This window comes from Paraburkholderia terrae (assembly GCF_002902925.1).
In the GTDB taxonomy this organism is placed as follows: domain Bacteria; phylum Pseudomonadota; class Gammaproteobacteria; order Burkholderiales; family Burkholderiaceae; genus Paraburkholderia; species Paraburkholderia terrae.
Map to the genome: position 1 here is coordinate 253639 of NZ_CP026111.1, position 21933 is coordinate 275571.

Consider the following 21933-nt stretch of genomic DNA (forward strand, 5'->3'; position numbering starts at 1 on the left):
GATAGATGAGCTGGCCGCGCTTTGTTCACAAGATGCGCGCGGCATGCCGCACGGGCGGGCATCCCACCAGGGCCCAATCTCGAACGCTTCGTTACAATGCCCGTTAATCCGATAACCACATCCAGCGATCCTTGAACTACGACACTCCTCCCGGCCTCGAAGTCGCGGCAGGCAGCCAGGGCAAGATCGTGCGCCTGTCCGGCCAGTGGACGGCGCTCGCGCTCGCGCGCGACCGCCTGCACGGAAAGGCGCTGCCGCGTCTGCGCGAACTGATCGACAGCCGCGCGCACGTCGCGCAATGGGATCTGTCGCGAATCGAGCGGATGGACCACGTGGGCGGCCAGGCGCTGTGGCGCGTGTGGGGCTACAAGCTGCCCGTCGATCTCGTCGCGCTCAACGATACGCAGCGCGACATCTTCGACCGTATTGCGCTGCTCGACACCGCGCGCGAGAACCCGGAGCCCGTGCATCGCTTCGATCCGTTCACGAAGCTCGGCCTCGGCATCTTCGCGCTGTTCGAGCATCTGTATGGCGGCGTCGCGATGTTCGGCCGTGTGATCCTCGATCTGCTGGTGATCGCGCGCAATCCGAAGCTCGCACCGTGGAAGGAGATTTCGGCGAACGTCTACAGCGCGGGCACGCAGGCGCTGCCTATCACAGCGCTCGTCGCGTTTCTGATCGGCATCGTGCTGAGCTACCTGTCTGCGCAGCAACTGCGGCTGTTCGGCGCGAACCAGTTCATCGTGAATATTCTGGGGATGTCGGTGTTGCGCGAGCTGGGGCCCGTGCTGTCGGCGATTCTCGTCGCGGGGCGCTCCGGCTCGGCGATCACCGCGCAGATCGGCGTGATGCGCGTGACGGAAGAACTCGACGCGATGCGCGTGATGGGCATTCCACACGGTCTGCGCCTGATCCTGCCGCGCGTGGTCGCGCTGTCGCTGGCGATGCCGCTGCTCGTGATGTGGACCAATATCGTCTCGCTGATCGGCGGCGCGCTTGCCGCGAAGCTCGTGCTGCAAATCGACATGTCGTACTTCGCGCGCGCCTTGCCGACCGTCGTGCCCGTCGCCAACCTGTGGATCGGGCTCGGCAAGGGCATGGTGTTCGGCATGCTGATCGCGATCGTCGGCTGTCACTTCGGCTTTCGCATCAAGGCCAATTCGCAGAGTCTCGGCGAGGGCACCACGACGTCCGTGGTTACGTCGATCACGGTCGTCATCCTTGCCGACGCCGTGTTCGCGATTCTCTTTCAGAACGTGGGGCTGTCATGATTGCGCCGCTCACCACTGCCGTACGGGACCAGCCGTTGCCGGAGATCGCGGAAACCGTGATCGAGGTGCGCAACCTCACCAAACGCTATGGACGCAACATCGTCCATCAGCATCTGGATTTCGACGTGCGGCGCGGCGAGATCGTGTCGATCGTCGGCGGCTCGGGTTCGGGCAAGACGACGCTGATGCGCCAGATTCTCGGGCTGGAGCGGCCGACGTCGGGCAGCATCAAGGTGTTCGGCGAGGACATGTCCTCGCTCGACAAAGACGAAGCCCGGCTGATGCGCGTGCGCTCGGGCATGCTGTTCCAGCAGGGCGCGCTGTTCTCGTCGCTGTCGGTGTTCGACAACATCGCGCAGCCGCTGCGCGAGCTCGGCAAGGTGCCCGACGATCTGCTGCGCGACATCGTGATGCTGAAGCTCGAAATGGTCGGGCTGCCGTGCAAGCACGCGTCGAAGATGCCGGCGGCGCTGTCGGGTGGGATGATCAAGCGCGTGGGCATCGCGCGCGCAATCGCGCTCGAACCGGAACTGCTGTTCCTCGACGAACCCACGGCGGGCCTCGATCCGCAGGCCTCCGACGAGTTCGTCGAACTGATCAGCGCGTTGCATCGCGCGCTCGGCCTGACCGTGGTGATGGTGACGCACGATCTCGATACGATGGTCGCGCTGTCGACGCGTGTCGCGGTGATCGCGGACCGCAAGGTTATCGTCGCGGCGCCCGTCGAGCAGGTGGCGGGCTTCGATCATCCGTTCATCCACGAGTATTTTCTCGGGCTGCGCGGACGGCTCGCGTTACAGGGATTGTCGCCGGAGCGGCGCGCGAAGCTGCCGCCCGAAGCGCTGGAGCCCGCGTCGGAAGCGATTCCGCTGCGTACCGCGCCATGAACGCCGAAGGAACCTGACAATGGAAAACAAATCACACGCCTTCTGGGCCGGGCTCTTCACCGTCGTGATGGTGGTCGCGATCGCTGCGGCGGCGTTTCTTTTCAATGTCGACAGGTCGGTGCGCATACCTTTCGATCTGATTGCGCGGACCAATGTCACAGGTTTGTACCCGGATGCTGCGGTACGATATCGCGGCCTCGACGTCGGCAAGGTGCAGTCGATCAAGTTCGATCGCGCGCATCCGGGGCAGATTTTGATCCGCATTCTCGTCGACAAGAACGCACCGATCACCCATTCGACGTTCGGCACGCTCGGGCTGCAGGGCGTCACGGGCCTCGCGTTCATCCAGCTTGACGATACGGGGAAGGATGTCGCGCCGCTCGTGTCGTCGGCCAAGGACGTCGCGCAGCTGCCGATGCGTCCGGGTCTGTTCGATCAGTTGCAGGCGCGCGGCGACGTGCTGCTGCGGCAGATCGAAAAGACCGTGCGCGATGTCGACTTGCTGCTGTCGCCGGAAATGCGCGACCAGTTGATGGCGACGGCGGCGAGCCTGCAGCACGCCGCCGATGGCGTCACCACGCTCACCGCGCAGATGGGCCCCGCCGTCGGCAAGCTGCCGGGCACGCTCAATCAGCTGGATCAGACGCTTGCGTCGACGAACCGGATGATCACCAGCCTGAACCGTCCGGACGGTCCGCTGGAAGGGACGCTGAACAAGGTCGGCACGGCCGCGCAGCAGGCGGGCGACGCGCTGACGGCGATGAACGCGACGCTGCAGGACATTTCGGCACGCGTCGGCTACGACACGTTGCCGCGCGTGAATTCGCTGGCGGAAGACGTGCGCTCTGCCGTGCGCTCCGTCGATCGCGCCGCGAACACGTTCGACGAAGCGCCCAACAGCTTGCTGTTCGGCGCGCCGCGCGCCGCGCCCGGTCCTGGCGAACCGGGCTTCGTGTGGCCCGCGGGCCACGCGGCCAAATGAATTTCAAAGGAAACAAGCATGTCACGCTCGATCAACCGTCTCTTCACCTCGCGCGCCGCGCTCGCTGCGCTGATGCTCGCGCTAGGCGCGCTGGCCGGCTGCGCGGGTAATCCGGCCGCGCTCTCCGATATCCGCTACGACCTCGGCCCGGCGCCGCTGCCGGGCAGCACGGGCACGATGCCGGCCATCAAGGTGCTCGAGGTCACCGCGCCGACCACGCTCGATTCCGACAAGCTCATCTATCGCATGACATATTCGGACTCGCAGCAGACGGCCTCGTACGCGAACAGCCATTGGACCATGCCGCCCGCGCAACTCGTCACGCAGCGGCTGCGCAACGCGCTGTCGTCGCGCGGCACGGTGCTTACAGGCGGTGACGGCGTGCGTGCGCCTGTGCTGAAGGTGGACCTCGACGAGTTCGAGCAGGATTTCGACGGCCAGTCGGAGAGCCACGGCTCCGTCACCGCGCGCACGACGCTGTTCGTCGACGGCAAGGTGGTTGGGCAGCGCACCTTCATCGCCCGCGCGCCAGCGAGTTCGGCCGATGCCGCCGGCGGCGCGCGTGCAATCGCCGCGGCCACCGACGACCTCGTCGCGCAGATTTCCGCCTGGCTCGGCGTGCAGGCGCTCGTCGCGCAGCAATGACGCGTTGTCGCGCAGTCACGGGAGCGCTGGATGGCTGACAAGCCGTGGCAGCGGCGGCCGTCGGCGTTTGCGAGGCAGGCGCTGGTGCTGTACGCGGCGCTGATCGTTTACGGGTCGTGGTATCCGTTCTTTGGCTGGCGCTCGCTCGGCATCGGTCCGCTCGACTATCTGTTCGATCCTTTCCCGCAGTATCTGACGGCTTTCGATGTCGTCACGAATGTGCTCGGCTATATGCCGTTCGGCGCGCTGGTCGTGCTCGCCGTCTATCCGCGCTGGCGCGGCGCGATTGCCGTGGCGTTCGCATTTGGGCTCGGCACGTTGCTGTCGGGCTTGATGGAAGCCGTGCAAACCTATCTGCCGACGCGCGTCGCGTCGAATCTCGATCTCGCCGCGAACGCGCTGGGCGCGCTGCTCGGCGCGACGCTGATGTCGCCGCTCACAGGCGCGCTGCTCGATCGCGGCATGCTGCGGCGGATGCGCTTCCTGTGGTTCGAGCGCGATAGCACGGCCGTGATCGGGCTGGCGGCCTTGTGGCCGTTCGCGACGATGTATCCGGCGCCGCTGTTGCTCGGCCTGGGCTCATGGCCGCGCGAACTGTGGCTGCGCTCGGACGCGTCGATGCAGGATGCGTTGCTCGCCTGGGCGCCCGCCGCGTGGCACGTGCCGGCATGGCCTGCGCTGGTCGCCGCATGGATGCCCGACGATGCTTGGGAAGCCATCATCACCGCGCTCAATCTGCTGGCGGCAGGCGCGCTCGCTTCGCTGCCGATGCGCGAGCGCGCGCCGCGCGTGCGTCTTCTGATCGCGTTCGTCGTGGCGACGCTCGCCGTCAAGGCGGGGGCGACGTTTCTGCAATCGCAATCGGGCCTCGCGTTCAACTGGGCGACGCCTGGCGCGCTGATCGGTCTCGCCGGCGGTTTCATCGCGATGCTGCTGACGCTGAAGCTGCCGCGCAGCTCGCGCGTTGCGCTCGCGGCTATCGCGCTGGTCGTTTCGCTTGTGGTCGTGAATCTGCTGCCCGTGAATCCGTATTTCGACGTCGTGCTCGCCGACTGGCGGCAAGGCCGCTATCTGCATTTCAACGGCCTCGCGCGCTGGCTCGCGTGGATGTGGCCGTATGCCGCGCTCGTGTGGGTCGGGTTGTCGGCGGAACGCGCATTGCTGTCGAAGCGGCGCGGGCCGCGCGCGTGACAGGCATGCATGCTGAATCGATGCCGATGCGCGAGGCCAGCAGCGATCTGCGATGTTCGATCCCCGTCGTTATAATCGACGGGACCACCTATCCCCGCTTACGGCGAGCCGCGTCATGCAGGCGCAGCGCTTCGTCCACGCACCTCACACGTCGGCCATCATGGATTCCTTCTTCAAGTATCACGTCTTTTTCTGTCTGAATCAGCGCGAAGAGGGCGCAACGCGTCCGAGTTGCGCGAACTGCGGCGCGCAGGAAATGCAGGAATACGCGAAGAAACGCGTGAAACAGCTCGGCCTTGCGGGTCCCGGCCAGGTGCGGATCAACAAGTCGGGGTGTCTCGACCGCTGCGAGGAAGGGCCGACTGTCGTCGTGTATCCGGAAGGCGTCTGGTACACCTACGTCGACAAGAGCGATATCGACGAGATCGTCGATTCCCATCTCGCGAACGGCAAGATCGTCGAGCGCCTGCTGATCGACCGCTGATCCCTGGCGTTTCAACCGCGTCACTCGTCCATACAAGATGAACGTACACACAAAGAAATATCTGATCGACGGCCCGGTGGGCAAGATCGAAGTCGCCGTCGACGTGCCCGACGCCAGCCGCGACGGCGGCGCTGCGCCGCGCGGTATCGCGCTGGTCGCGCATCCGCATCCTCTGTTTGGCGGCACGATGGACAACAAGGTCGCGCAGACGCTAGCGCGCACGCTGGTCCAGCTGAACTACATCACGTATCGCACGAATTTCCGCGGTGTCGGCGAAACGCAAGGCACGCATGACGCCGGTGTCGGCGAACGCGACGATTTGCGCGCTGTGCTCGACCACATGCGCGCGCAGCCCGGCCACGCCGACCTGCCGCTCGTGCTCGCGGGCTTTTCGTTCGGCACGTTCGTGCTGTCGCATGTCGCCGCGCGGCTGCGTGAAGAAGGGCAGGAAATCGAGCGGATGGTGTTCGTCGGCACGGCGGCGAGCCGCTGGGAAGTCGCGCCCGTGCCGGAAAACACGCTCGTGATTCACGGCGAAACCGACGATACCGTGCCCATCCAGTCGGTTTTCGACTGGGCGCAGCCGCAGGAACTGCCCGTCGTCGTGATTCCGGGCGCGGAGCATTTCCTGCATCGCAAGCTGCATATCCTCAAGCGCATCATCGTCGACGCGTGGCGCTGATTTCACGGCGCCGGTGCGTCGCGAAAACATGAGCGGCCGCGTGCCGCTCATGTTGTAAAAAGCCCGCGAAAAATGCGGGAAAACTCCATGACGTACGGCAAATTGTCAGGCGGCAGCACGTATAATGAGCGCTCTTTTTTGGGCGCAGCATTGCCCGTCTGGTGGATCGAATCGCCTCGCTCGTGAGTTCATGGCAGCGGATTCGGCGCGAGATGCGAGGCGCGCTGCGCGAACCGACCGCGTGACAGACAGTCTGACGAGCAGTCAAAAATACGCCGTGCCGCGCTTATGTCACTTTTTCAGTTGTACCGCTTGTGACACTCGCGCGCGGCGAAGTCTGCCCGTCCGGCATCACGCGAATCATCCGAACTGCGCATCCTGCGCACCAGCCCATTTCTGCCCGAATCGATCCTATGCGCTTTTCGAATCCCGGCTCTGTCAGCCTTCCCAGCCTCGTTTCTTTCGTTCCGCAATCCGTCGCCAGCAAGCTGGCATTGGGTCTTGCGCTGCCCGCCGCGCTGATCGCCGGCACCGCGTTCGCGCAGGTGCCGCCGCCGGGCGTGAACGCGCGCTCATGGGTGCTCGTCGATGCAACCAGCAACCAGGTGCTCGCATCGGGCAATCCGGATGAACGCGTCGAACCGGCGTCGCTGACCAAGCTGATGACGGCTTACCTCACGTTCGAGGCGCTGCAGACCAAGAAGATCACGATGGACCAGTCGATCAATCCGAGCGAGGCGGTGCGCCGCGTGAGGAACGACGAATCGCGGATGTTCATCGAGGCGAACAAGCCTGTCACGGTGCATGATCTCGTCTACGGGATGATCATCCAGTCGGGCAACGACGCTGCTATCGCGCTGGCTGAGCTGGTCGGCGGCAGCGAGGCGCAGTTCGTCAACATGATGAACACGGAAGCGCAGAAGCTCGGCATGAAGAACACGCACTTCGCCGACGTGAACGGTATGCCCGACGCGCAGCATTACACGACGGCGGGCGACCTCGCCATCCTGTCCGCGCGTCTGATCCGCGACTTCCCTGACTACTACAACATCTTCTCGGTCAAGGAATTCACGTATAACAAGATCAAGCAGCCGAACCGCAACCGTCTGCTGTGGATCGACCCGACCGTCGACGGCCTGAAGACGGGCCACACGCAAGCGGCCGGCTACTGCCTGATCGCGAGCGCGAAGCGTCCGCTGCCGGGCGTGCCCGATGCGTCGCGCCGTCTGGTGACGGTGATGATGGGCGAGCAGAAAGAACACGACCGCGTGCAGGACAGCCTGAAGATGCTGAACTACGGCTATTCGGCATACGACGCGGTGCGTCTGTACAAGGCGAATCAGGTGGTGGAGACGCCGCGTGTCTACAAGGGCTCGCAGGATACCGTGAAGCTCGGCGTCAAGACGGACCAGTACATCACGCTGCCGAAGGGCATGGCCGACAAGGCCAAGCCGCAGGTCGAGCACGTCGATCCGCTGATCGCGCCGATCGCCGAAGGCCAGCAGGTCGGCACCGTGAAGTTCGTGGCCGACGGCAAGACGCTCGCGCAGGTGCCGCTCGTCGCGCTGCAGGCGGTGCCGCAGGCGGGCATCGTCGGCCGCGTGTGGGATTCGATGATGCTGATGTTCAACAAGAAGAAGTAAGCCGGTAAAAGGTAGAAAACCTCCGGCTTGCTTTTTCGCCGCGCGCAGTCATATAGAGTGATTGCGTGCGGTGAGTAAAGGAGTCGAGCATGAATGCCGTGAAAGAATCATTGATAGATTTTCCGTGTGATTTCCCCATCAAGGTGATGGGCAAATCGCACCCCGAGTTCCAGACAACGATCGTCGAGGTGATCCGCCAGTTCGACGGCGGTTTCGATGCGGAACGTATCGAAGTGCGGCCGTCGAGCGGCGGCAACTACACCGGTTTGACGGTGACGGTGCGCGCGCTGAATCGCGAGCATCTGGATGATATCTACCGGGCGTTGACCGGGCATCCGATGGTGAAAGTCGTGCTGTAAATGATGCTCCGGCGAGTAGACGAGGGCGCGCTCAGCGCTCCGTCTGCGCCGCCGCTTTCCGGACGTGCAACGCGTCCGGCTCAGCTGGTGTCTCTTTCTTTCCCTGCGTCTTATCCGTCGTCGAGCGCTTCGCGCTCTCGCTACACGCGCTCTCGAATAGTTGCTTGAAGCGCCCGACTTCGTCGAACACCCAGTCCCGGAACGCCTTCACGCGAGCCGTCTGCAGCATCTGCGGCGTGCAGATGAAGTAGTACTGCCACGGGCTCGGTCCGTCGATATTGAACAGCCGCACGAGCCGGCCTGCCGCGACTTCGTGCATCGCCAGCGAGCGGCGCGTCAGCGCGATGCCCTGGCCGTCGATGGCCGCCTGCAGCAAGTTCGACGAGTCCTGATACAGCACGCCGCGCTTCGGTTCAGACCAGTCCGTGAGGCCGGCCGCGTCGAACCACGGACGCCATCGTTCGTCGTCGGAGCGCAAGAGCGGGACGTTGGCGAGATCAATGGGCATTTTCGGCAGATTGCCGCCATTGAAAGTCGGCGAGCACGCCGGGAAGAATGTCTCTTCGAGTAGCAACTCGGCATGCAGCCCCGGATAGGGGCCGTAGCCGAAGCGGATCGCGCAGTCGACGTCGTCGCGGGCGAAATCGGTGAGCGCGTTGGTCGACAGCAGTTCGAGATCCCACTGCGGATTCGCCTCGATGAACCGGCCGATGCGCGGCGTCACCCAGCGCGCCGCAAACGACGACAGCATCGACACGACCAGCCTCCGGTCGCGGTCGCCGGCGCGAATCTCGCGCGTCGCTTCCGCCAGCGAGATCAGCGCCGTGCGCACCTGCGCAGCATAGCGGCGGCCAATATCGGTGAGCCGCACGCGCTTGCCGTCGCGGGCGAAGAGCTTCACGCCCAGTTCTTCTTCGAGGGCGCGAATCTGATGGCTGACGGCGCCGTGCGTGACGTACAACTCGTCGGCGGCGCGCGAAAAGCTCTCATGACGGGCTGCGGCCTCGAAGGCCTTGATCGCGTTCAATGCAGGCAGCTGGCGGAGGTCCATCGCAATTTTTCTCACATAAGGGTGAAAATTGATCGTTTGGCGTAAACCCTTGTCGCATATACGATTGTAGCCATGAAACGATTTTTTGCGAGGCCATCATGCGAGAAATTTCCTCTAGCATCACGTTTGAGATCGTAGCTGGTGAAACCGTTCCGATGAAGATCACGCGCAGCACGCGCCTGGCTGTTTCAGGCGGCGCGGTGTGGGTGACCCGCAGCGACGACGTCGAAGATTACTGGCTCGAACCGGGCAAGACGCTGCGTCTGCGGCGCGGCGAGCGGCTGTGGCTGTCCGTCGAGCGCGGCATGCAGGCGCGGGTTGCGTTTTACGTGCCGACTCGGCCCGAACAAAAGGCGCTCAACTGGGCCGCGCGCGTCAGCGAACGCCTTGGCGCATGGCTGCGCGCCGGATGGCGCACCGTCTGATCTCTGCTTCTGATCCCAGTTATTGCCCGCGTGGCCGGCGAGGCGCGCAGGATTTCGGTAAACTGCCGGAATCATGTGTGCCACGCCGGTTTCACCGTCCCCCGAGTCTTCGAGTTCCATCCAGCCGGACGCCGTTGCGTCCGACGCCGCGGCGCAAAGTCACTCCGCGCAGCCGGTGATCGTGCGCTGGCGCGGCTCGGAAGACTATCAGGCCAGCTTCGACGCGATGCGCGCGTTCACTGATTCGCGCACGCCTGAAACTTCAGACGAAATCTGGCTCGTCGAACATCCTCCTGTTTTCACGCTCGGCCAGGCCGGCGATCCCGCGCATCTGCTCACTGCCGACAGCCGCATTCCGCTCGTCAAGGTCGATCGCGGGGGCCAGATCACGTATCACGGCCCCGGGCAGGTGGTCGCTTATCTGTTGCTCGATTTGCGCCGTCGCAAGCTGATGGTGCGCGAGCTGGTGACGCGGATCGAGCAGGCCGTGATTGACACACTCGCGGCGTATAATCTCGCCGGTACACGCAAGGCGGGTGCGCCGGGCATCTATGTCGCGCCTGAGCAGCCGAACGCCGGATTGCACGTTGGCGCGAAGATCGCCGCGCTGGGCCTGAAAATCCGTAGCGGGTGCAGTTATCACGGCGTCAGCCTCAACGTGAAAATGGACCTGCAGCCGTTTCTCGCCATCAACCCATGCGGTTACGCGGGGCTCGAAACAGTCGACATGGCGACGCTAGGCGTCGCAGCCGGCTGGGACGACGTAGCCCGAACCCTTGCAGCAAGCCTCATCGCCAACATCGACGGCATCCCCGCAGCCGTCGGCCTACCGCAGGCCGGTGCCATCACCGCCTGACTGGAACGAACGAATGACTGACGTTACCGCGAATCCCGCAGCCTCGAGTCCTGTCAACGCCGCCGCTCCGGCGCCCTACGACGCGACCGCCAAGCAGAAGGCGCAAGCCAAGACCGCGCGCATTCCGATCAAGATCGTTCCGATCGAAAAACTGAAGAAGCCCGACTGGATTCGCGTGAAGGCGGCGACGGGCAGTTCGCGTTTCTACGAGATCAAGCAGATTTTGCGTGAGCACAATTTGCATACGGTGTGCGAGGAAGCGAGCTGCCCGAACATCGGCGAGTGCTTCGGCAAGGGCACCGCGACGTTCATGATCATGGGCGACAAATGCACGCGCCGTTGCCCGTTCTGCGACGTTGGTCACGGGCGCCCGGATCCACTCGATCCGGAAGAGCCGCTGAACCTCGCGCGCACGATTGCCGCGCTGAAGCTGAAGTACGTGGTGATTACGAGCGTCGATCGCGACGATCTGCGGGATGGTGGCGCGGCGCACTTCGTCGAGTGCATCGCGAAGACGCGTGAGCTGTCGCCCGAAACGCGCATCGAAATTTTGACGCCGGACTTCCGTGGCCGTCTCGATCGCGCAATCGGCATCCTGAATGCGGCGCCGCCTGATGTGATGAACCACAATCTTGAAACGGTGCCGCGTCTGTACAAGGAAGCGCGCCCCGGTTCGGACTATGCGCATTCGCTGAAACTGCTGAAGGACTTCAAGGCGCTGCATCCGCATGTCGCGACGAAGTCTGGTTTGATGGTCGGGCTTGGCGAAACGGAAGAAGAAATCCTGCAGGTGATGCGCGATCTGCGCGAGCACAACGTCGATATGCTGACGATTGGGCAGTACCTGCAGCCGTCGGAGCACCATCTGCCAGTGCGTGCGTATGTGCATCCGGATACGTTCAAGATGTACGAGGAAGAAGCGTACAAGATGGGGTTCACGCATGCGGCCGTTGGCGCGATGGTGCGGTCGAGTTATCACGCTGATGTGCAGGCACACGATGCGGGTGTAGTGTGAGGTTTGTTTTAGTTTATTGGCAGATGCCGTCTGACTGAAAATGCCCGCGCAAGCGGGCTTTTTTTTGTGGTTCATCGCACGTTGCTGGGTGGTGTTTTTGCTTTTGCGCTGGCATCCGCGTTATGCCTTCGTGCTTCATGCGTTGCCCCTGTGCGGGGCGGCACCTACTTTTCTTTGCCGCCGCAAAGAAAAGTAGGCAAAAGAAAGCGGCTCACACCGCCAGTTCTAGTTCTTGCCTGAGGGCCCTCAAAGGTTCTTACGCTTCACACGGCAACCGCGTGACCCAAGTTCGTTGCCAGCGCTCTAGCGGTGCGCCTCACCCGCTTCACGCTCCCGCACTAAAGCACGCCATGCCAGTTATGCCACGGCCGCCCAGGTGGCAAACTCTGTGTAGGCCGTAGTACCTCACGCGCCTCACTTCGGACCGATGGCGCACGCGTTCCACCCTGTAAGAGCGCCAGGCTATACGCCGCGACAACCTACACACAGTTTGCCACCTGGGCGGCGGAAACCATTCGCTGCCGCTAGCGCAAGTTCGGGTGTTAGAAGTGGGTGAGGCGCTCATTCGACGCGTTGGCAACGAGCGCAAACAGAGCCGTTGCCGTATGAAGCGTAAGACCCTGTGGGGGCCCTCAGGCAAGAGCTAGAACTGGCGGTGTTAGCCGCTTTCTTTTGCCTACTTTTCTTTGCGGTGGCAAAGAAAAGTAGGTGCCGCCCCGCACAGGGGCAACGCTTGAAGCACGAAGGCATAGCGCGGATGCCGGCGCAAAAGCAAGACCAAAACCAGAAGCAATTCGCGGACGCCAGCGCAAAAGCAAGACCAAAACCACCAAAAGTGCGCGCGCAACAACAAACAACACAAGCCCGCGCAGCCCCCATCTGTTGCAAATGCCACAAAAAACCAAAACACACAAAACTACAACAACGCAAATCTATGCAACACTAGTCATCAAGAGATCCGGACGCCTGCGTCCCGCAACAACGACGCATGCTTTCCGGGCGATCGCGGAAGTCCTGAAGCGTCGTGCCTATGTTGATCCTGTTGAACTTGCTGTCGGGTGTCGCGTTGCTGGTGTGGGGCACGCATATCGTGCGCACCGGCATTCTGCGCGTGTGGGGCGCCGATCTGCGACGCGCGTTGGCGCGCAGCACGAATAGCCGTGCAAAGGCATTCGCAGCAGGTGTCGGCGTCACGAGTCTCGTGCAGAGTAGCAATGCCACGGCGATGATCGTCACGTCGTTCGCGGCTCAAGGCATGCTGCCGCTAGCAAGCGGCCTCGCCATCATGCTCGGCGCGGATGTCGGCACGGCGCTGATGGCGCGCATTCTCACACTCGATCTGTCGTGGCTGTCGCCGTTTCTGATCGTCTTCGGCGTGCCGCTCTTTCTCTCTCGCAAGCAGAACCGTCTGGGCCAGGTCGGCCGCACGGCAATCGGGCTGGGGCTGATTCTGCTGGCGTTGCATCTGATCGTCGAAGCCGCGCAGCCGATGATGCACGGCGCCGGCGTGCGCGTCATGTTCGGCGCATTGACGGGCGACACGATGCTCGACGCGCTGGTCGGCGCGACTTTCGCTGTCATTTCGTATTCGAGTCTCGCAGCCGTGCTGCTGACGGCGACGCTAGCTTCGTCGGGTGTGATCTCGCTGAAGGTGGCGCTGTGTCTCGTGGTCGGCGCGAACCTCGGCAGCGGACTGCTCGCGCTGGCGGGCACGGTCGCGCAGAACACGGCGGCGCGCCGTCTTGCGCTCGGCAGCCTCGCGTTCAAGCTCGCGGGCGCACTGCTGATCCTGCCGTTCACGTCGCTGCTCGCGCGTGGCTTGCCTGTCCTGATCAACAATCCCCGCGAATCCGTAGTCGGCTTCCATGTGATCTACAACACGCTGCGCTGCTGCGCATGCATGCCGCTGATCGATGCCGTCGCGCGGGCTTGCTGCCGCGTGCTGCCCGAGCGGCCGGACCCGAACGGTCAGCTTCGTCCGATTCATCTCGACACCGCATCACTTGCGACGCCCACGCTCGCGCTGTCGAATGCCGCGCGCGAAGTGCTGCGCATCGGCGACATCGTGCGGGCGATGCTCGACAACGTCTCGCATCTGATCCATCACAACGATCTGACCAAGGCGCGCGACACGATTCGCATGGACGACGACGTCGATCATCTCTATGCCGAGGTCAAAACCTATCTCGCGCGCATTTCACGTGAGCAACTCGATGACGCCGACAGCCGCCGCTGGACCGACATCATCGCGCTGACGATCAACCTCGAGCATGCGGGCGACATCATCGAACGCATCGTCACCGACATCGAAGAGAAGAAGATTGCGCACCGGCTCGCGTTTTCAGAAGAGGGCTTGAGCGAACTCGACGATCTGCACACGCGGCTGGTCGGCAACCTGCAACTGGGCATGTCGGTGTTCCTGAACAACGACCTGCGTTGCGCGGAGTTGCTGCTCGCGGAGAAGGAGCGTTTCCGCGATCTCGAGCGCGCGTATTCGTACAAGCATCTCGACCGGCTCGCGGGTCAGACGTTGCGCAGCGTCGAAACGAGCGCGCTGCATCTCGACGTGATCAGCGATATGAAGCGGCTCAACTCGCTGTTCTGTTCGACCGCTTACCCGGTGCTAGATGCTGCAGGTGCGCTGCACGACACGCGGTTGCGCAAGCGCATGCATGAAGAGGTGCCGGCCGTGAACGCGCCGCAGCAAATCTGACGCGGCACGCGCGCGACATCAGGCAAGTATCACCTTGCCCACTTTGCGCTTGAGTTGCGCGAACGTCGCGACTTCCGTCGCCTTGCGATTGGTAATCAGCAGATCGATCTTCTCGGGCGGGCAATACGCGATGCGGCTGCGCTGGCCGATCTTGCTGTAGTCCGCGAGTATCACGACGCTATCCGCATTGGCGACCATCGCGCGCGCGACTTCTGTTTCCGCGCGGTCGTAGTTGCTCGCGCCATGCTTCGGATCGACGCCAACAGGCGACAGCAGCGCGAAATCCGCGCGATAGCGCTGGATATCGAGAATCGTCGTCTCGCCCGTGGTGGACAACGCGCGGTCGCTGATCGAGCCGCCCAGCAGAATGACTTCGTTTGCCGACGACTCGCGTTTGTCCGGCGCGCCACGCATCTTCATCGCGACGTCGATCGAGTTGGTGATGATGGTCAGGTTCGCAAGCTTCGCGAGTTCATCGGCGAGTGCCGCCGTGGTCGTGCCAGCATCGATGAAAAGCGTCTGTCCGCTCGCGACCACACCCGTCGCCGCCTTCGCGATGGCCCTCTTCGACTTCACGTGCGCCTGCGCGCGTTCGGAGATGGGCGCTTCGTCGGCGGGCTTGATCGCGCCGCCATGCACGCGGCGCAACTCGCCGAGCGCTTCGAGATCGAGCAGGTCGCGCCGCACGGTTTCGCGCGATACGCCCAGGTCCGCCATGATGCGCTCGGTCGACACGCGTTTGAGTGTCGAGAGCAGCGCGCGTATTCGTTGATGACGGTCTTCCTGCCACATGCGTATCGTCCCTCGCCTGGTCGTATTTAACGTTTTGCGTGCGGCCCGTTGCGCCGCTTGCTATGCGCGCGTTTCGGTATAAACCACTACCAACGGATTATGTCGATGCGATGTCAAAATGCATGACAGATGGGTTGCCTGTGTCCTTTGCGGTTGTATTTTTTTGGGAGCTTGCAACTTTGGGTATTTGTATTTAGCCTTCGCATTTTGAGACATTCGCGCCCGATTTGAAACATCGCGAACAGCGCATTTTCGAAAACGAAATGAAATATCCGCTGCGCAATGTTCCTGGCAAGCGGGATGTCGTGCATTGACAAGCTTGCGTCGCTTCGCGGATGGAGGAGCATCCATTCGCGATCCTCAGAATAAGATACATCGGCGCACGCAGGCCGCAGTTCCATCAGATCTTTGTGAAGGCAAGCACGATGGGCAACGGGATCGATCAGGCATTAATCGCAGACTGGCCGTATCCACGGCTCGTCGCGCATCGCATCGGGGGCAAGCTTGCGCCGGAGAACACGCTTGCGGGCTTCGAGATGTGCGCGCGCTTCGGCTACAAGATGATCGAGTTCGACGCGAAGCTCTCTTCCGACGACCAGATCTTCCTGCTGCACGACGACGACCTGGACCGCACGACCAGCGGCCACGGCCCCGCCGCGCAACATACATGGCATCAACTGGCATCGCTCGATGCAGGCGCCTGGTTCGATCCGCGCTTCGCAGACGAACGCCTGCCGACGCTCTCACAAGTGGCGGCGCGCTGCGCGGTCGACGCGATTGCAGCGAACATTGAAATCAAGCCTTGTCCTGGCCGCGACGAAATCACGGGGCGCCTTGTCGCGCTCGCGGCCAAAGACCTGTGGCGCGCGCAGAAGCCGCTCCTGTCTTCGTTCTCATTCGAAGCATTGAAAGCCGCGCGCGACGCCGCGCCGTCGCTGCCGCGCGGCATGTTGTTCGAGGCGCTGCCCGACGACTGGCTCGCCATCGTGCGCGAACTCGGCTGCGTATCGCTGCATGCCGACCACAAGCATCTGACGCAACAGAACATCCGCGCGATCCGTGATGCCGGCCTGCGCGTGCTCGCGTACACGGTGAACGAGCCGGCCCGCGCGCGTGAACTGGCGAAGTGGGGCGTTGACATGATTTGTACCGATCGCCTCGATATGATCGGCGCGGACGTCGTGAACTAAGTCAAAAGCGTGCGTACGCGCACATCGAAAGACGTCGACATGCAGTTTTCCTAACGTAGCAATTTTCGGCAGAGGATGAGAAAACTATGAAACCGACCACGTTGCGTTGTTTCATTTCGGCGTCGGCGCTGGCCGGCGTGGCCGCCGCGGGGAGTGCCGTCGCAGCGCCGCCCGATGCGCTCGTCGCAGCGGCGAAGCAGGAAGGACAGCTGACCGTGATCGCACTGCCGCATGACTGGTGCGGCTATGGTCCGATGATCGCGGACTTCTCCAAGAAATACGGCATCAAGGTCAACGAGCTGAACCCGGACGCAGGTTCGGGCGATGAAGTGGAAGCGATCAAGGCGAACAAGGGCAACAAGGGTCCGCAGGCGCCCGACGTGATCGACGTGGGTCTGTCGTTCGGTCCGGCGGCAAAGGCGCAAGGTTTGCTGCAGCCGTACAAGGTGTCGACGTGGAAGTCGATCGCGAACGAGAACAAGGACCCCGAAGGCTACTGGACGGGCGACTATTACGGCGTGCTGTCGTTCGAAGTGAACGCCGACATGATCGACAAGGTCCCGACCGACTGGGCCGATCTGCAAAAGTCCGACTACAAGAACGCCGTGTCGCTCGCGGGCGATCCGCGCTCGGCGAACCAGGCAATCCAGGGCGTATACGCCGCCGGTCTTTCCGCTGCCAAGGGCGATGCGAGCAAGGCCGCGCAAGCCGGCCTCAAGTACTTCGCCGATCTGAACAAGAACGGCAACTTCGTACCCGTGATCGGCAAGGCTGCATCGCTCGCGCAAGGCACGACGCCCATCATCGTGCGCTGGGACTACAACGCACTCGCGGATCGCGACACGCTGAAGGGCAATCCGAAGGTGCAGGTGGTCGTGCCGAAGACGGGCGTGGTTGCTGGCGTCTACGTGCAGGCGATCAGCGCCTACGCGCCGCATCCGAACGCCGCGAAGCTGTGGCTGGAATACCTGTACTCGGACGAAGGCCAGATCGGTTGGCTGACGGGCTATTGCCACCCGATCCGCTACAACGAACTGGTGTCGCAGAAGAAGGTGCCGCAGGCGCTGCTCGACAAGCTGCCGCCCGCATCGGCATACAAGAACGCGGTGTTCCCGACACTGCAGCAGCAGGACGCGACGAAGGAAGTCGTGACGAAGCAGTGGGACTCCGTGGTCGGCGCGAACGTCAAGTAAGCGCTGCATGATGCGATGCGGGCCGCGCTTTCGGTCCGCATCGCGCGCCGGATGGAACGGCGAGACGAAGCGGTTGAGTTTGTTCGAGGGTGAGTTATGAGCGCTTCATCGGGAGCCGGGCCGGGCGGTCAGGCGGACCTGCTGGTTCCGTCCGTGCCGCAACCTGCGCCGAAGGTCGACGGCCCGGGCCGGACGTCGCCTGTCTGGACATGGATCGGCGTGCTGCCGTTCTTCATCTTCGCGCTGCTGTTTCTGATTCTGCCGACGGGCTTCCTGATGGTCGGCGCGTTCCAGGACGCGCAAGGCCATTTCACGTTCGCCAACATGCGCGAGCTGTTCCAGGAAGGCGTGATGGACGCCTACTGGATCAGCTTCAAGGTCAGCGCGGCTTCGGCATTCGGCGGCGCGGTGCTCGGCTCGCTGCTCGCGTGGGCGGCCGTGCATGGCAAGCTGCCAGGCTGGATTCGACCGACGCTGATGACGTTCTCCGGCGTCGCCTCGAACTTTGCGGGCGTGCCGCTCGCGTTCGCGTTCATCTGCACATTGGGGCGCGTCGGTCTCGTGACCGTGCTGCTGAAGAAGTACGCGGACATCAATCTCTATTCGACGGGCTTTAGCATCCTGAGCTTCTGGGGCCTGACGATCACCTACCTGTATTTCCAGATTCCGTTGATGGTGCTGATCATCACGCCCGCACTCGACGGCCTGAAGCGCGAATGGCGCGAGGCGTGCGATTGCCTCGGTGGCACGGCTTATCAGTATTGGCGTCATGTCGCGTTGCCCGTGCTGTGGCCGAGCGTGCTAGGCGCGACGCTGCTGCTGTTCGCGAACTCGTTCGGCGCGGTGGCGACGGCGTATGCGTTGACGGGCAGCTCGCTGAACATCGTGACGATTCTGCTCTACGCCCAGATTCGCGGCGACGTGTTGCACAACCAGAATCTCGGCTATGCGCTCGCGCTCGGCATGATTCTCGTGACGGGGCTGTCGAATGGCGGCTATATCTGGCTGCGTTCGCGCGTTGAAAGGGGGCGCCGATGAACAGGCAATCGCGCGTGGGCGCATGGACGGCGATGATCGTCGGCTCCCTGTACTTTTTGATTCCGCTGATCGCGACCTTCGAATTCAGTCTGCGCATGCGGCGCGGCACGTACAGCTTCGATGCGTACAAGGTTGTGCTTGGCGACCCGCATTTTCAGGCGTCGTTCGGCTATTCGATTTTGATGGCGCTACTGACGATCGTCGTCGGCGTGCTGCTCGTCGTGCCGACGGCGTACTGGGTGCAACTGCGTCTGCCGAAGCTGCGCGGCATCGTCGAGTTCATCACGCTGCTGCCGCTCGTCGTGCCTGCCATCGTGATCGTGTTCGGCTATCTGCGCATCTACAACAGCAGTTCGATCCTGCCGCTCACGTCGAACGAACGCGCGACCGATCTGCTGCTCGTGTTCGGCTACGTGACGCTGTCGTTGCCGTACATGTACCGCGCGGTCGATGCCGGCCTGCGCGCCGTCGATATCCGCTCGCTGACGGAAGCGGCCGAATGCCTCGGCGCGAACTGGCCGACCATTCTCTTCAAGGTGATCTTTCCGAATATCCGCTCGGGCATTCTGTCGGGCGCGTTTCTCACCTTTGCGGTCGTGATCGGCGAGTTCACGCTCGCGAGCCTGCTGGACCGGCCGGCGTTCGGCCCGTATCTGCAGCTGATCGGCGCGAACCGCGCGTACGAGCCGTCGGCGCTCGCGATCATCGCGTTCGCGGTCACGTGGGCGTCGATGGGACTGATACAGGTGTTCGGCTCCGCGCGCACGCTCGCCGCGCAAAAACCCTGATGTTGAATTGAGGCATCGTCATGGCATTTCTTGAGATCGACAATCTGCACAAGGCGTTCGGCGCGAACACAGCGCTGCATCACTTCGACATGAAGATCGAGCGCGGCGAGTTCATCACGTTCCTCGGACCGTCGGGTTGCGGCAAGACGACGGTGCTGCGCATGATCGCGGGCTTCGAATCGCCGACGCGCGGCACGATCCGCCTCGACGGCCGCGACGTCACGCATCTGCGCACGCGCCAGCGTAAGGTCGGCATGGTGTTCCAGTCGTATGCGCTGTTTCCGAACATGACGGTTGCGGACAACATCGGCTTCGGGCTGAAGATCGCGCATCGTCCGCAAAGCGAGATCAAGCAGCGCGTCGACGAAATGCTGCAACTAATCAAGCTGCCGCATCTGGGCGAGCGGTATCCGTGGCAACTGTCGGGCGGTCAGCAGCAGCGTGTCGCGCTGGCGCGCGCGCTCGCGGGCAAGCCGCAAGTGCTGTTGCTCGACGAGCCGCTGTCGGCCCTCGACGCGAAGATCCGCATTTCGCTGCGGCAGGACATTCGCGCGCTGCAGCGCGAACTCGGCATCACGTCGATCTTCGTCACGCACGATCAGGAAGAAGCGCTATCGATTTCCGACCGTATCGTCGTGATGAACGAAGGCCGCGTCGAGCAGGTCGGCACGCCGCTCGAAATCTACAACTTTCCGCGCACGCGGTTCGTTGCGTCGTTCGTCGGCACGCTGAATATTCTGTCGGGGCATGTGGTCGATCCGTCCACGGGCCGCATGGCCGTCGACGGCCAGGAATTGCACACCACGCAGGCGCTGCCCGCCGACGATACCGGCAAGAAGCGGATGCTCGCGCTGCGTCCCGAGGCGATCGTGCTGGAACCGCCCGTCGCGGGCCGCAACACGCTGACGGCGACCGTCGAAGACGTGAGCTTTCTCGGCGCGATCGTGCGCATCCGGACCCGCGTGAAAGACGAGGTGATTTCGCTCGACGTCTTCAACGATCCGAACCGCCGTTTGCCCGAACGCGGTCAGCCGGTGGCGCTCGGTTTCTCGCATGAGAACCTTCTGGTGCTCGAAGAAGGCGTTCAGGGTTAGCCCTGGGTTTGCCGAGCAAGGGCGTTCGGGATTCCGGACGCCCGGATTCCGGATTTCCGGAAACCCGGAAGTCTACGAACGTCAGCGTTCCCAAAGTGTCTTAAAAATCAACGCGCTAAGCGCATGTTGTACGCTGGCATCGACCTTGCAAAAAGAAAGCGCGGCTGCAAAGGCCCGTCAACTACAACGCATGGAGACAACGATGCCCAAGTTCCTGTTCTGGTCCCTCTGATTTCGTCGTCTGTTCGCGGCTCTGTCTGCGCGCACGACGCACGTCAATTCGTTCGTCCATGCGATGCGTGGCCAGCCTCCGGTCCACCCAAGCCTTACTCCATTGCAGGAACACCATCGTGAAGAAACCTTTCTATAAAGTCCTCTACGTGCAGGTGATCGTCGCGATCATCATCGGCATTGCGCTGGGGCACTTCTATCCCGCGCTCGCCACCGACATGAAGCCGCTCGGCGACGGGTTCATCAAGCTCATCAAGATGGTGATCGGCCCGATCATCTTCTGCACCGTGGTGACGGGCATCGCGGGCATGGAAGACATGAAGAAGGTCGGGCGCGTCGGCGGCAAGGCGCTGCTGTACTTCGAAATCGTGTCGACGTTCGCACTGGTGCTCGGCCTCGCGGCCACGCACCTGCTGAAGCCGGGCGTCGGCTTCAACATCGACCCGGCCACGCTCGACGGCAAGGCAGTTGCGTCGTACGCCGCGAAGGCGCACGGCCAGACGACCGTCGATTTCTTCATGCACATCATTCCGGACACGCTGTCGTCGGCGTTCGCGCAGGGTGAAATCCTGCAGATCCTGCTGATCGCGCTGCTGTTCGGCGCGGTGCTGGCAACGGCAGGCGACAAGGGCAAGCCGGTGGTGAACTTCATCGAAAGCCTGTCGCACATCCTGTTCGGCATCGTGAAGATCATCACGAAGCTGGCGCCGATCGGCGCGTTCGGTGCGATGGCGTTCACGATCGGCAAGTACGGCATCGGCTCGCTGGTTCCGATGCTCAAGCTGATCGGCACGTTCTATCTGACGTCGATCGTGTTCGTGGTCGTGGTGCTCGGTATCATCGCGCGCATGGTCGGCTTCAACATCCTGCGCTTCGTTGCGTACATCAAGGAAGAGATGCTGATCGTGCTGGGCACGAGTTCGTCGGAAGCCGCATTGCCGCAACTGATGCTGAAGCTCGAAAAGCTCGGCTGCTCGCGCTCGGTGGTGGGCCTCGTCGTGCCGACGGGCTACTCGTTCAACCTCGATGGCACGAACATCTACATGACGATGGCCGTGCTCTTCATCGCGCAGGCAACCAACACCGACCTCACGTGGGGCCAGCAGTTGACGCTGCTCGCGGTGACGATGCTGACGTCGAAGGGCGCAAGCGGCGTGACGGGCGCAGGCTTCATCACGCTCGCCGCAACGCTCGCCGTCGTGCCGACCATTCCGCTGTCGGGCATGGTGCTGATCCTCGGTATCGACCGCTTCATGAGCGAATGCCGCGCGCTGACGAACATCGTCGGCAACGGTGTGGCGACGATCGTCGTGTCGGCCTGGGAAAAGGAACTGGACCGTGCGAAGCTGCGTAGCGAGATGCGCCGCGATGTGTCGGTTAGCGAAGCGGCTGAGGTCTGAGCC

The 21933-nt window shown here is 62.9% G+C and carries 21 protein-coding genes; 19 read left to right on the forward strand and 2 right to left on the reverse strand.

The features are described 5' to 3' along the window. Positions 1-131 precede the first annotated feature (131 nt). The 9 genes from C2L65_RS01120 to C2L65_RS01160 all read left to right on the forward strand — a co-directional run bounded on the left by C2L65_RS01120 (position 132) and on the right by C2L65_RS01160 (position 8144). Positions 132-1271, forward strand: a complete 1140-nt coding sequence (locus C2L65_RS01120) for an MlaE family ABC transporter permease (protein WP_042306392.1) — start codon at positions 132-134, stop codon at positions 1269-1271. Continuing rightward, positions 1268-2158, forward strand: a complete 891-nt coding sequence (locus C2L65_RS01125; RefSeq protein WP_042306391.1) for an ABC transporter ATP-binding protein — start codon at positions 1268-1270, stop codon at positions 2156-2158. Before C2L65_RS01120 ends, C2L65_RS01125 begins: the two co-directional genes overlap by 4 nt. Positions 2159-2177: 19 nt before the next feature. Then, positions 2178-3140, forward strand: a complete 963-nt coding sequence (locus C2L65_RS01130; protein ID WP_042306390.1) for an MlaD family protein — start codon at positions 2178-2180, stop codon at positions 3138-3140. Positions 3141-3158: 18 nt separating this feature from the next. Next, positions 3159-3785 carry an ABC-type transport auxiliary lipoprotein family protein gene (locus C2L65_RS01135; protein WP_042306389.1) on the forward strand — a complete coding sequence of 209 codons (627 nt, stop codon included), beginning with the start codon at positions 3159-3161 and terminating at the stop codon, positions 3783-3785. A gap of 30 nt (positions 3786-3815) precedes the next feature. Beyond that, positions 3816-4976, forward strand: a complete 1161-nt coding sequence (locus tag C2L65_RS01140) for a VanZ family protein (protein WP_042306388.1) — start codon at positions 3816-3818, stop codon at positions 4974-4976. 160 nt (positions 4977-5136) lie between these two features. Next, positions 5137-5460: a (2Fe-2S) ferredoxin domain-containing protein gene (locus C2L65_RS01145; protein WP_035986890.1), complete on the forward strand. Its 324-nt coding sequence runs from the start codon at positions 5137-5139 to the stop codon at positions 5458-5460. A gap of 37 nt (positions 5461-5497) precedes the next feature. Beyond that, a complete protein-coding gene (locus tag C2L65_RS01150) occupies positions 5498-6142 on the forward strand; it encodes an alpha/beta hydrolase (RefSeq protein WP_042306387.1) in 645 nt (214 codons plus the stop codon). Between the two features lie 413 nt (positions 6143-6555). After that, positions 6556-7785, forward strand: a complete 1230-nt coding sequence (locus C2L65_RS01155) for a D-alanyl-D-alanine carboxypeptidase family protein (RefSeq protein WP_042306386.1) — start codon at positions 6556-6558, stop codon at positions 7783-7785. A gap of 89 nt (positions 7786-7874) precedes the next feature. Continuing rightward, positions 7875-8144 (forward strand): DUF493 family protein, encoded by a 270-nt coding sequence (locus C2L65_RS01160; RefSeq protein ID WP_042306385.1) that lies wholly within the window; start codon positions 7875-7877, stop codon positions 8142-8144. A gap of 31 nt (positions 8145-8175) precedes the next feature. Here the strand turns inward: C2L65_RS01160 and C2L65_RS01165 are convergent, their stop codons facing one another. Beyond that, positions 8176-9195, reverse strand: a complete 1020-nt coding sequence (locus C2L65_RS01165) for a transcriptional regulator GcvA (protein ID WP_042306384.1) — start codon at positions 9193-9195, stop codon at positions 8176-8178. A gap of 98 nt (positions 9196-9293) precedes the next feature. Here C2L65_RS01165 and C2L65_RS01170 point away from each other — a divergent pair, with 98 nt between their 5' ends. The 4 genes from C2L65_RS01170 (at position 9294) to C2L65_RS01185 (ending at position 14204) form a co-directional block, all read left to right on the forward strand. Continuing rightward, a complete protein-coding gene (locus C2L65_RS01170; RefSeq protein WP_042306383.1) occupies positions 9294-9620 on the forward strand; it encodes a DUF2917 domain-containing protein in 327 nt (108 codons plus the stop codon). 73 nt (positions 9621-9693) lie between these two features. Beyond that, positions 9694-10476: a lipoyl(octanoyl) transferase LipB gene (gene lipB, locus C2L65_RS01175; RefSeq protein ID WP_042306382.1), complete on the forward strand. Its 783-nt coding sequence runs from the start codon at positions 9694-9696 to the stop codon at positions 10474-10476. 13 nt (positions 10477-10489) lie between these two features. Continuing rightward, entirely contained in the window at positions 10490-11491 is a 1002-nt protein-coding gene (gene lipA / locus C2L65_RS01180; RefSeq protein ID WP_042306381.1) for a lipoyl synthase, read from the forward strand. A 1030-nt stretch (positions 11492-12521) separates the two neighbouring features. Beyond that, positions 12522-14204, forward strand: coding sequence for a Na/Pi cotransporter family protein (locus C2L65_RS01185; protein WP_042306380.1), 1683 nt, complete (start codon positions 12522-12524; stop codon positions 14202-14204). Positions 14205-14222: 18 nt separating this feature from the next. Here C2L65_RS01185 and C2L65_RS01190 read toward each other — a convergent pair whose 3' ends face one another. Beyond that, positions 14223-14996 carry a DeoR/GlpR family DNA-binding transcription regulator gene (locus C2L65_RS01190; protein WP_042306378.1) on the reverse strand — a complete coding sequence of 258 codons (774 nt, stop codon included), beginning with the start codon at positions 14994-14996 and terminating at the stop codon, positions 14223-14225. Between the two features lie 425 nt (positions 14997-15421). On the opposite strand from C2L65_RS01190, the gene ugpQ reads away from it, so the two are divergent. From ugpQ to C2L65_RS01225, 6 genes are all read left to right on the forward strand, one after another. Beyond that, entirely contained in the window at positions 15422-16186 is a 765-nt protein-coding gene (ugpQ, locus tag C2L65_RS01195) for a glycerophosphodiester phosphodiesterase (RefSeq protein ID WP_042306422.1), read from the forward strand. 86 nt (positions 16187-16272) lie between these two features. Beyond that, positions 16273-17379: an ABC transporter substrate-binding protein gene (locus C2L65_RS01200; protein ID WP_042306377.1), complete on the forward strand. Its 1107-nt coding sequence runs from the start codon at positions 16273-16275 to the stop codon at positions 17377-17379. Between the two features lie 96 nt (positions 17380-17475). Next, on the forward strand, positions 17476-18417 hold the full coding sequence (locus tag C2L65_RS01205) for an ABC transporter permease (RefSeq protein ID WP_042306376.1): 942 nt from the start codon (positions 17476-17478) through the stop codon (positions 18415-18417). Beyond that, positions 18414-19205 (forward strand): ABC transporter permease, encoded by a 792-nt coding sequence (locus C2L65_RS01210; protein WP_007577729.1) that lies wholly within the window; start codon positions 18414-18416, stop codon positions 19203-19205. Before C2L65_RS01205 ends, C2L65_RS01210 begins: the two co-directional genes overlap by 4 nt. 20 nt (positions 19206-19225) lie before the next feature. After that, positions 19226-20299, forward strand: a complete 1074-nt coding sequence (locus C2L65_RS01215; protein WP_042306375.1) for an ABC transporter ATP-binding protein — start codon at positions 19226-19228, stop codon at positions 20297-20299. Positions 20300-20649: 350 nt separating this feature from the next. Then, a complete protein-coding gene (locus tag C2L65_RS01225) occupies positions 20650-21930 on the forward strand; it encodes a dicarboxylate/amino acid:cation symporter (protein ID WP_007577727.1) in 1281 nt (426 codons plus the stop codon). Positions 21931-21933 lie beyond the last annotated feature (3 nt).

What these genes read in the sequence shown, in the direction of transcription:
- C2L65_RS01125 (WP_042306391.1), top strand. Translation starts at nt 1,268, where the DNA reads ATGATTGCGCCGCTCACCACTGCCGTACGGGACCAGCCGTTGCCGGAG.
- C2L65_RS01130 (WP_042306390.1), top strand. Translation starts at nt 2,178, where the DNA reads ATGGAAAACAAATCACACGCCTTCTGGGCCGGGCTCTTCACCGTCGTG.
- C2L65_RS01135 (WP_042306389.1), top strand. Translation starts at nt 3,159, where the DNA reads ATGTCACGCTCGATCAACCGTCTCTTCACCTCGCGCGCCGCGCTCGCT.
- C2L65_RS01140 (WP_042306388.1), top strand. Translation starts at nt 3,816, where the DNA reads ATGGCTGACAAGCCGTGGCAGCGGCGGCCGTCGGCGTTTGCGAGGCAG.
- C2L65_RS01145 (WP_035986890.1), top strand. Translation starts at nt 5,137, where the DNA reads ATGGATTCCTTCTTCAAGTATCACGTCTTTTTCTGTCTGAATCAGCGC.
- C2L65_RS01150 (WP_042306387.1), top strand. Translation starts at nt 5,498, where the DNA reads ATGAACGTACACACAAAGAAATATCTGATCGACGGCCCGGTGGGCAAG.
- C2L65_RS01155 (WP_042306386.1), top strand. Translation starts at nt 6,556, where the DNA reads ATGCGCTTTTCGAATCCCGGCTCTGTCAGCCTTCCCAGCCTCGTTTCT.
- C2L65_RS01160 (WP_042306385.1), top strand. Translation starts at nt 7,875, where the DNA reads ATGAATGCCGTGAAAGAATCATTGATAGATTTTCCGTGTGATTTCCCC.
- C2L65_RS01165 (WP_042306384.1), bottom strand. Translation starts at nt 9,195, where the DNA reads ATGGACCTCCGCCAGCTGCCTGCATTGAACGCGATCAAGGCCTTCGAG.
- C2L65_RS01170 (WP_042306383.1), top strand. Translation starts at nt 9,294, where the DNA reads ATGCGAGAAATTTCCTCTAGCATCACGTTTGAGATCGTAGCTGGTGAA.
- lipB (WP_042306382.1), top strand. Translation starts at nt 9,694, where the DNA reads ATGTGTGCCACGCCGGTTTCACCGTCCCCCGAGTCTTCGAGTTCCATC.
- lipA (WP_042306381.1), top strand. Translation starts at nt 10,490, where the DNA reads ATGACTGACGTTACCGCGAATCCCGCAGCCTCGAGTCCTGTCAACGCC.
- C2L65_RS01185 (WP_042306380.1), top strand. Translation starts at nt 12,522, where the DNA reads ATGTTGATCCTGTTGAACTTGCTGTCGGGTGTCGCGTTGCTGGTGTGG.
- C2L65_RS01190 (WP_042306378.1), bottom strand. Translation starts at nt 14,996, where the DNA reads ATGTGGCAGGAAGACCGTCATCAACGAATACGCGCGCTGCTCTCGACA.
- ugpQ (WP_042306422.1), top strand. Translation starts at nt 15,422, where the DNA reads ATGGGCAACGGGATCGATCAGGCATTAATCGCAGACTGGCCGTATCCA.
- C2L65_RS01200 (WP_042306377.1), top strand. Translation starts at nt 16,273, where the DNA reads ATGAAACCGACCACGTTGCGTTGTTTCATTTCGGCGTCGGCGCTGGCC.
- C2L65_RS01205 (WP_042306376.1), top strand. Translation starts at nt 17,476, where the DNA reads ATGAGCGCTTCATCGGGAGCCGGGCCGGGCGGTCAGGCGGACCTGCTG.
- C2L65_RS01210 (WP_007577729.1), top strand. Translation starts at nt 18,414, where the DNA reads ATGAACAGGCAATCGCGCGTGGGCGCATGGACGGCGATGATCGTCGGC.
- C2L65_RS01215 (WP_042306375.1), top strand. Translation starts at nt 19,226, where the DNA reads ATGGCATTTCTTGAGATCGACAATCTGCACAAGGCGTTCGGCGCGAAC.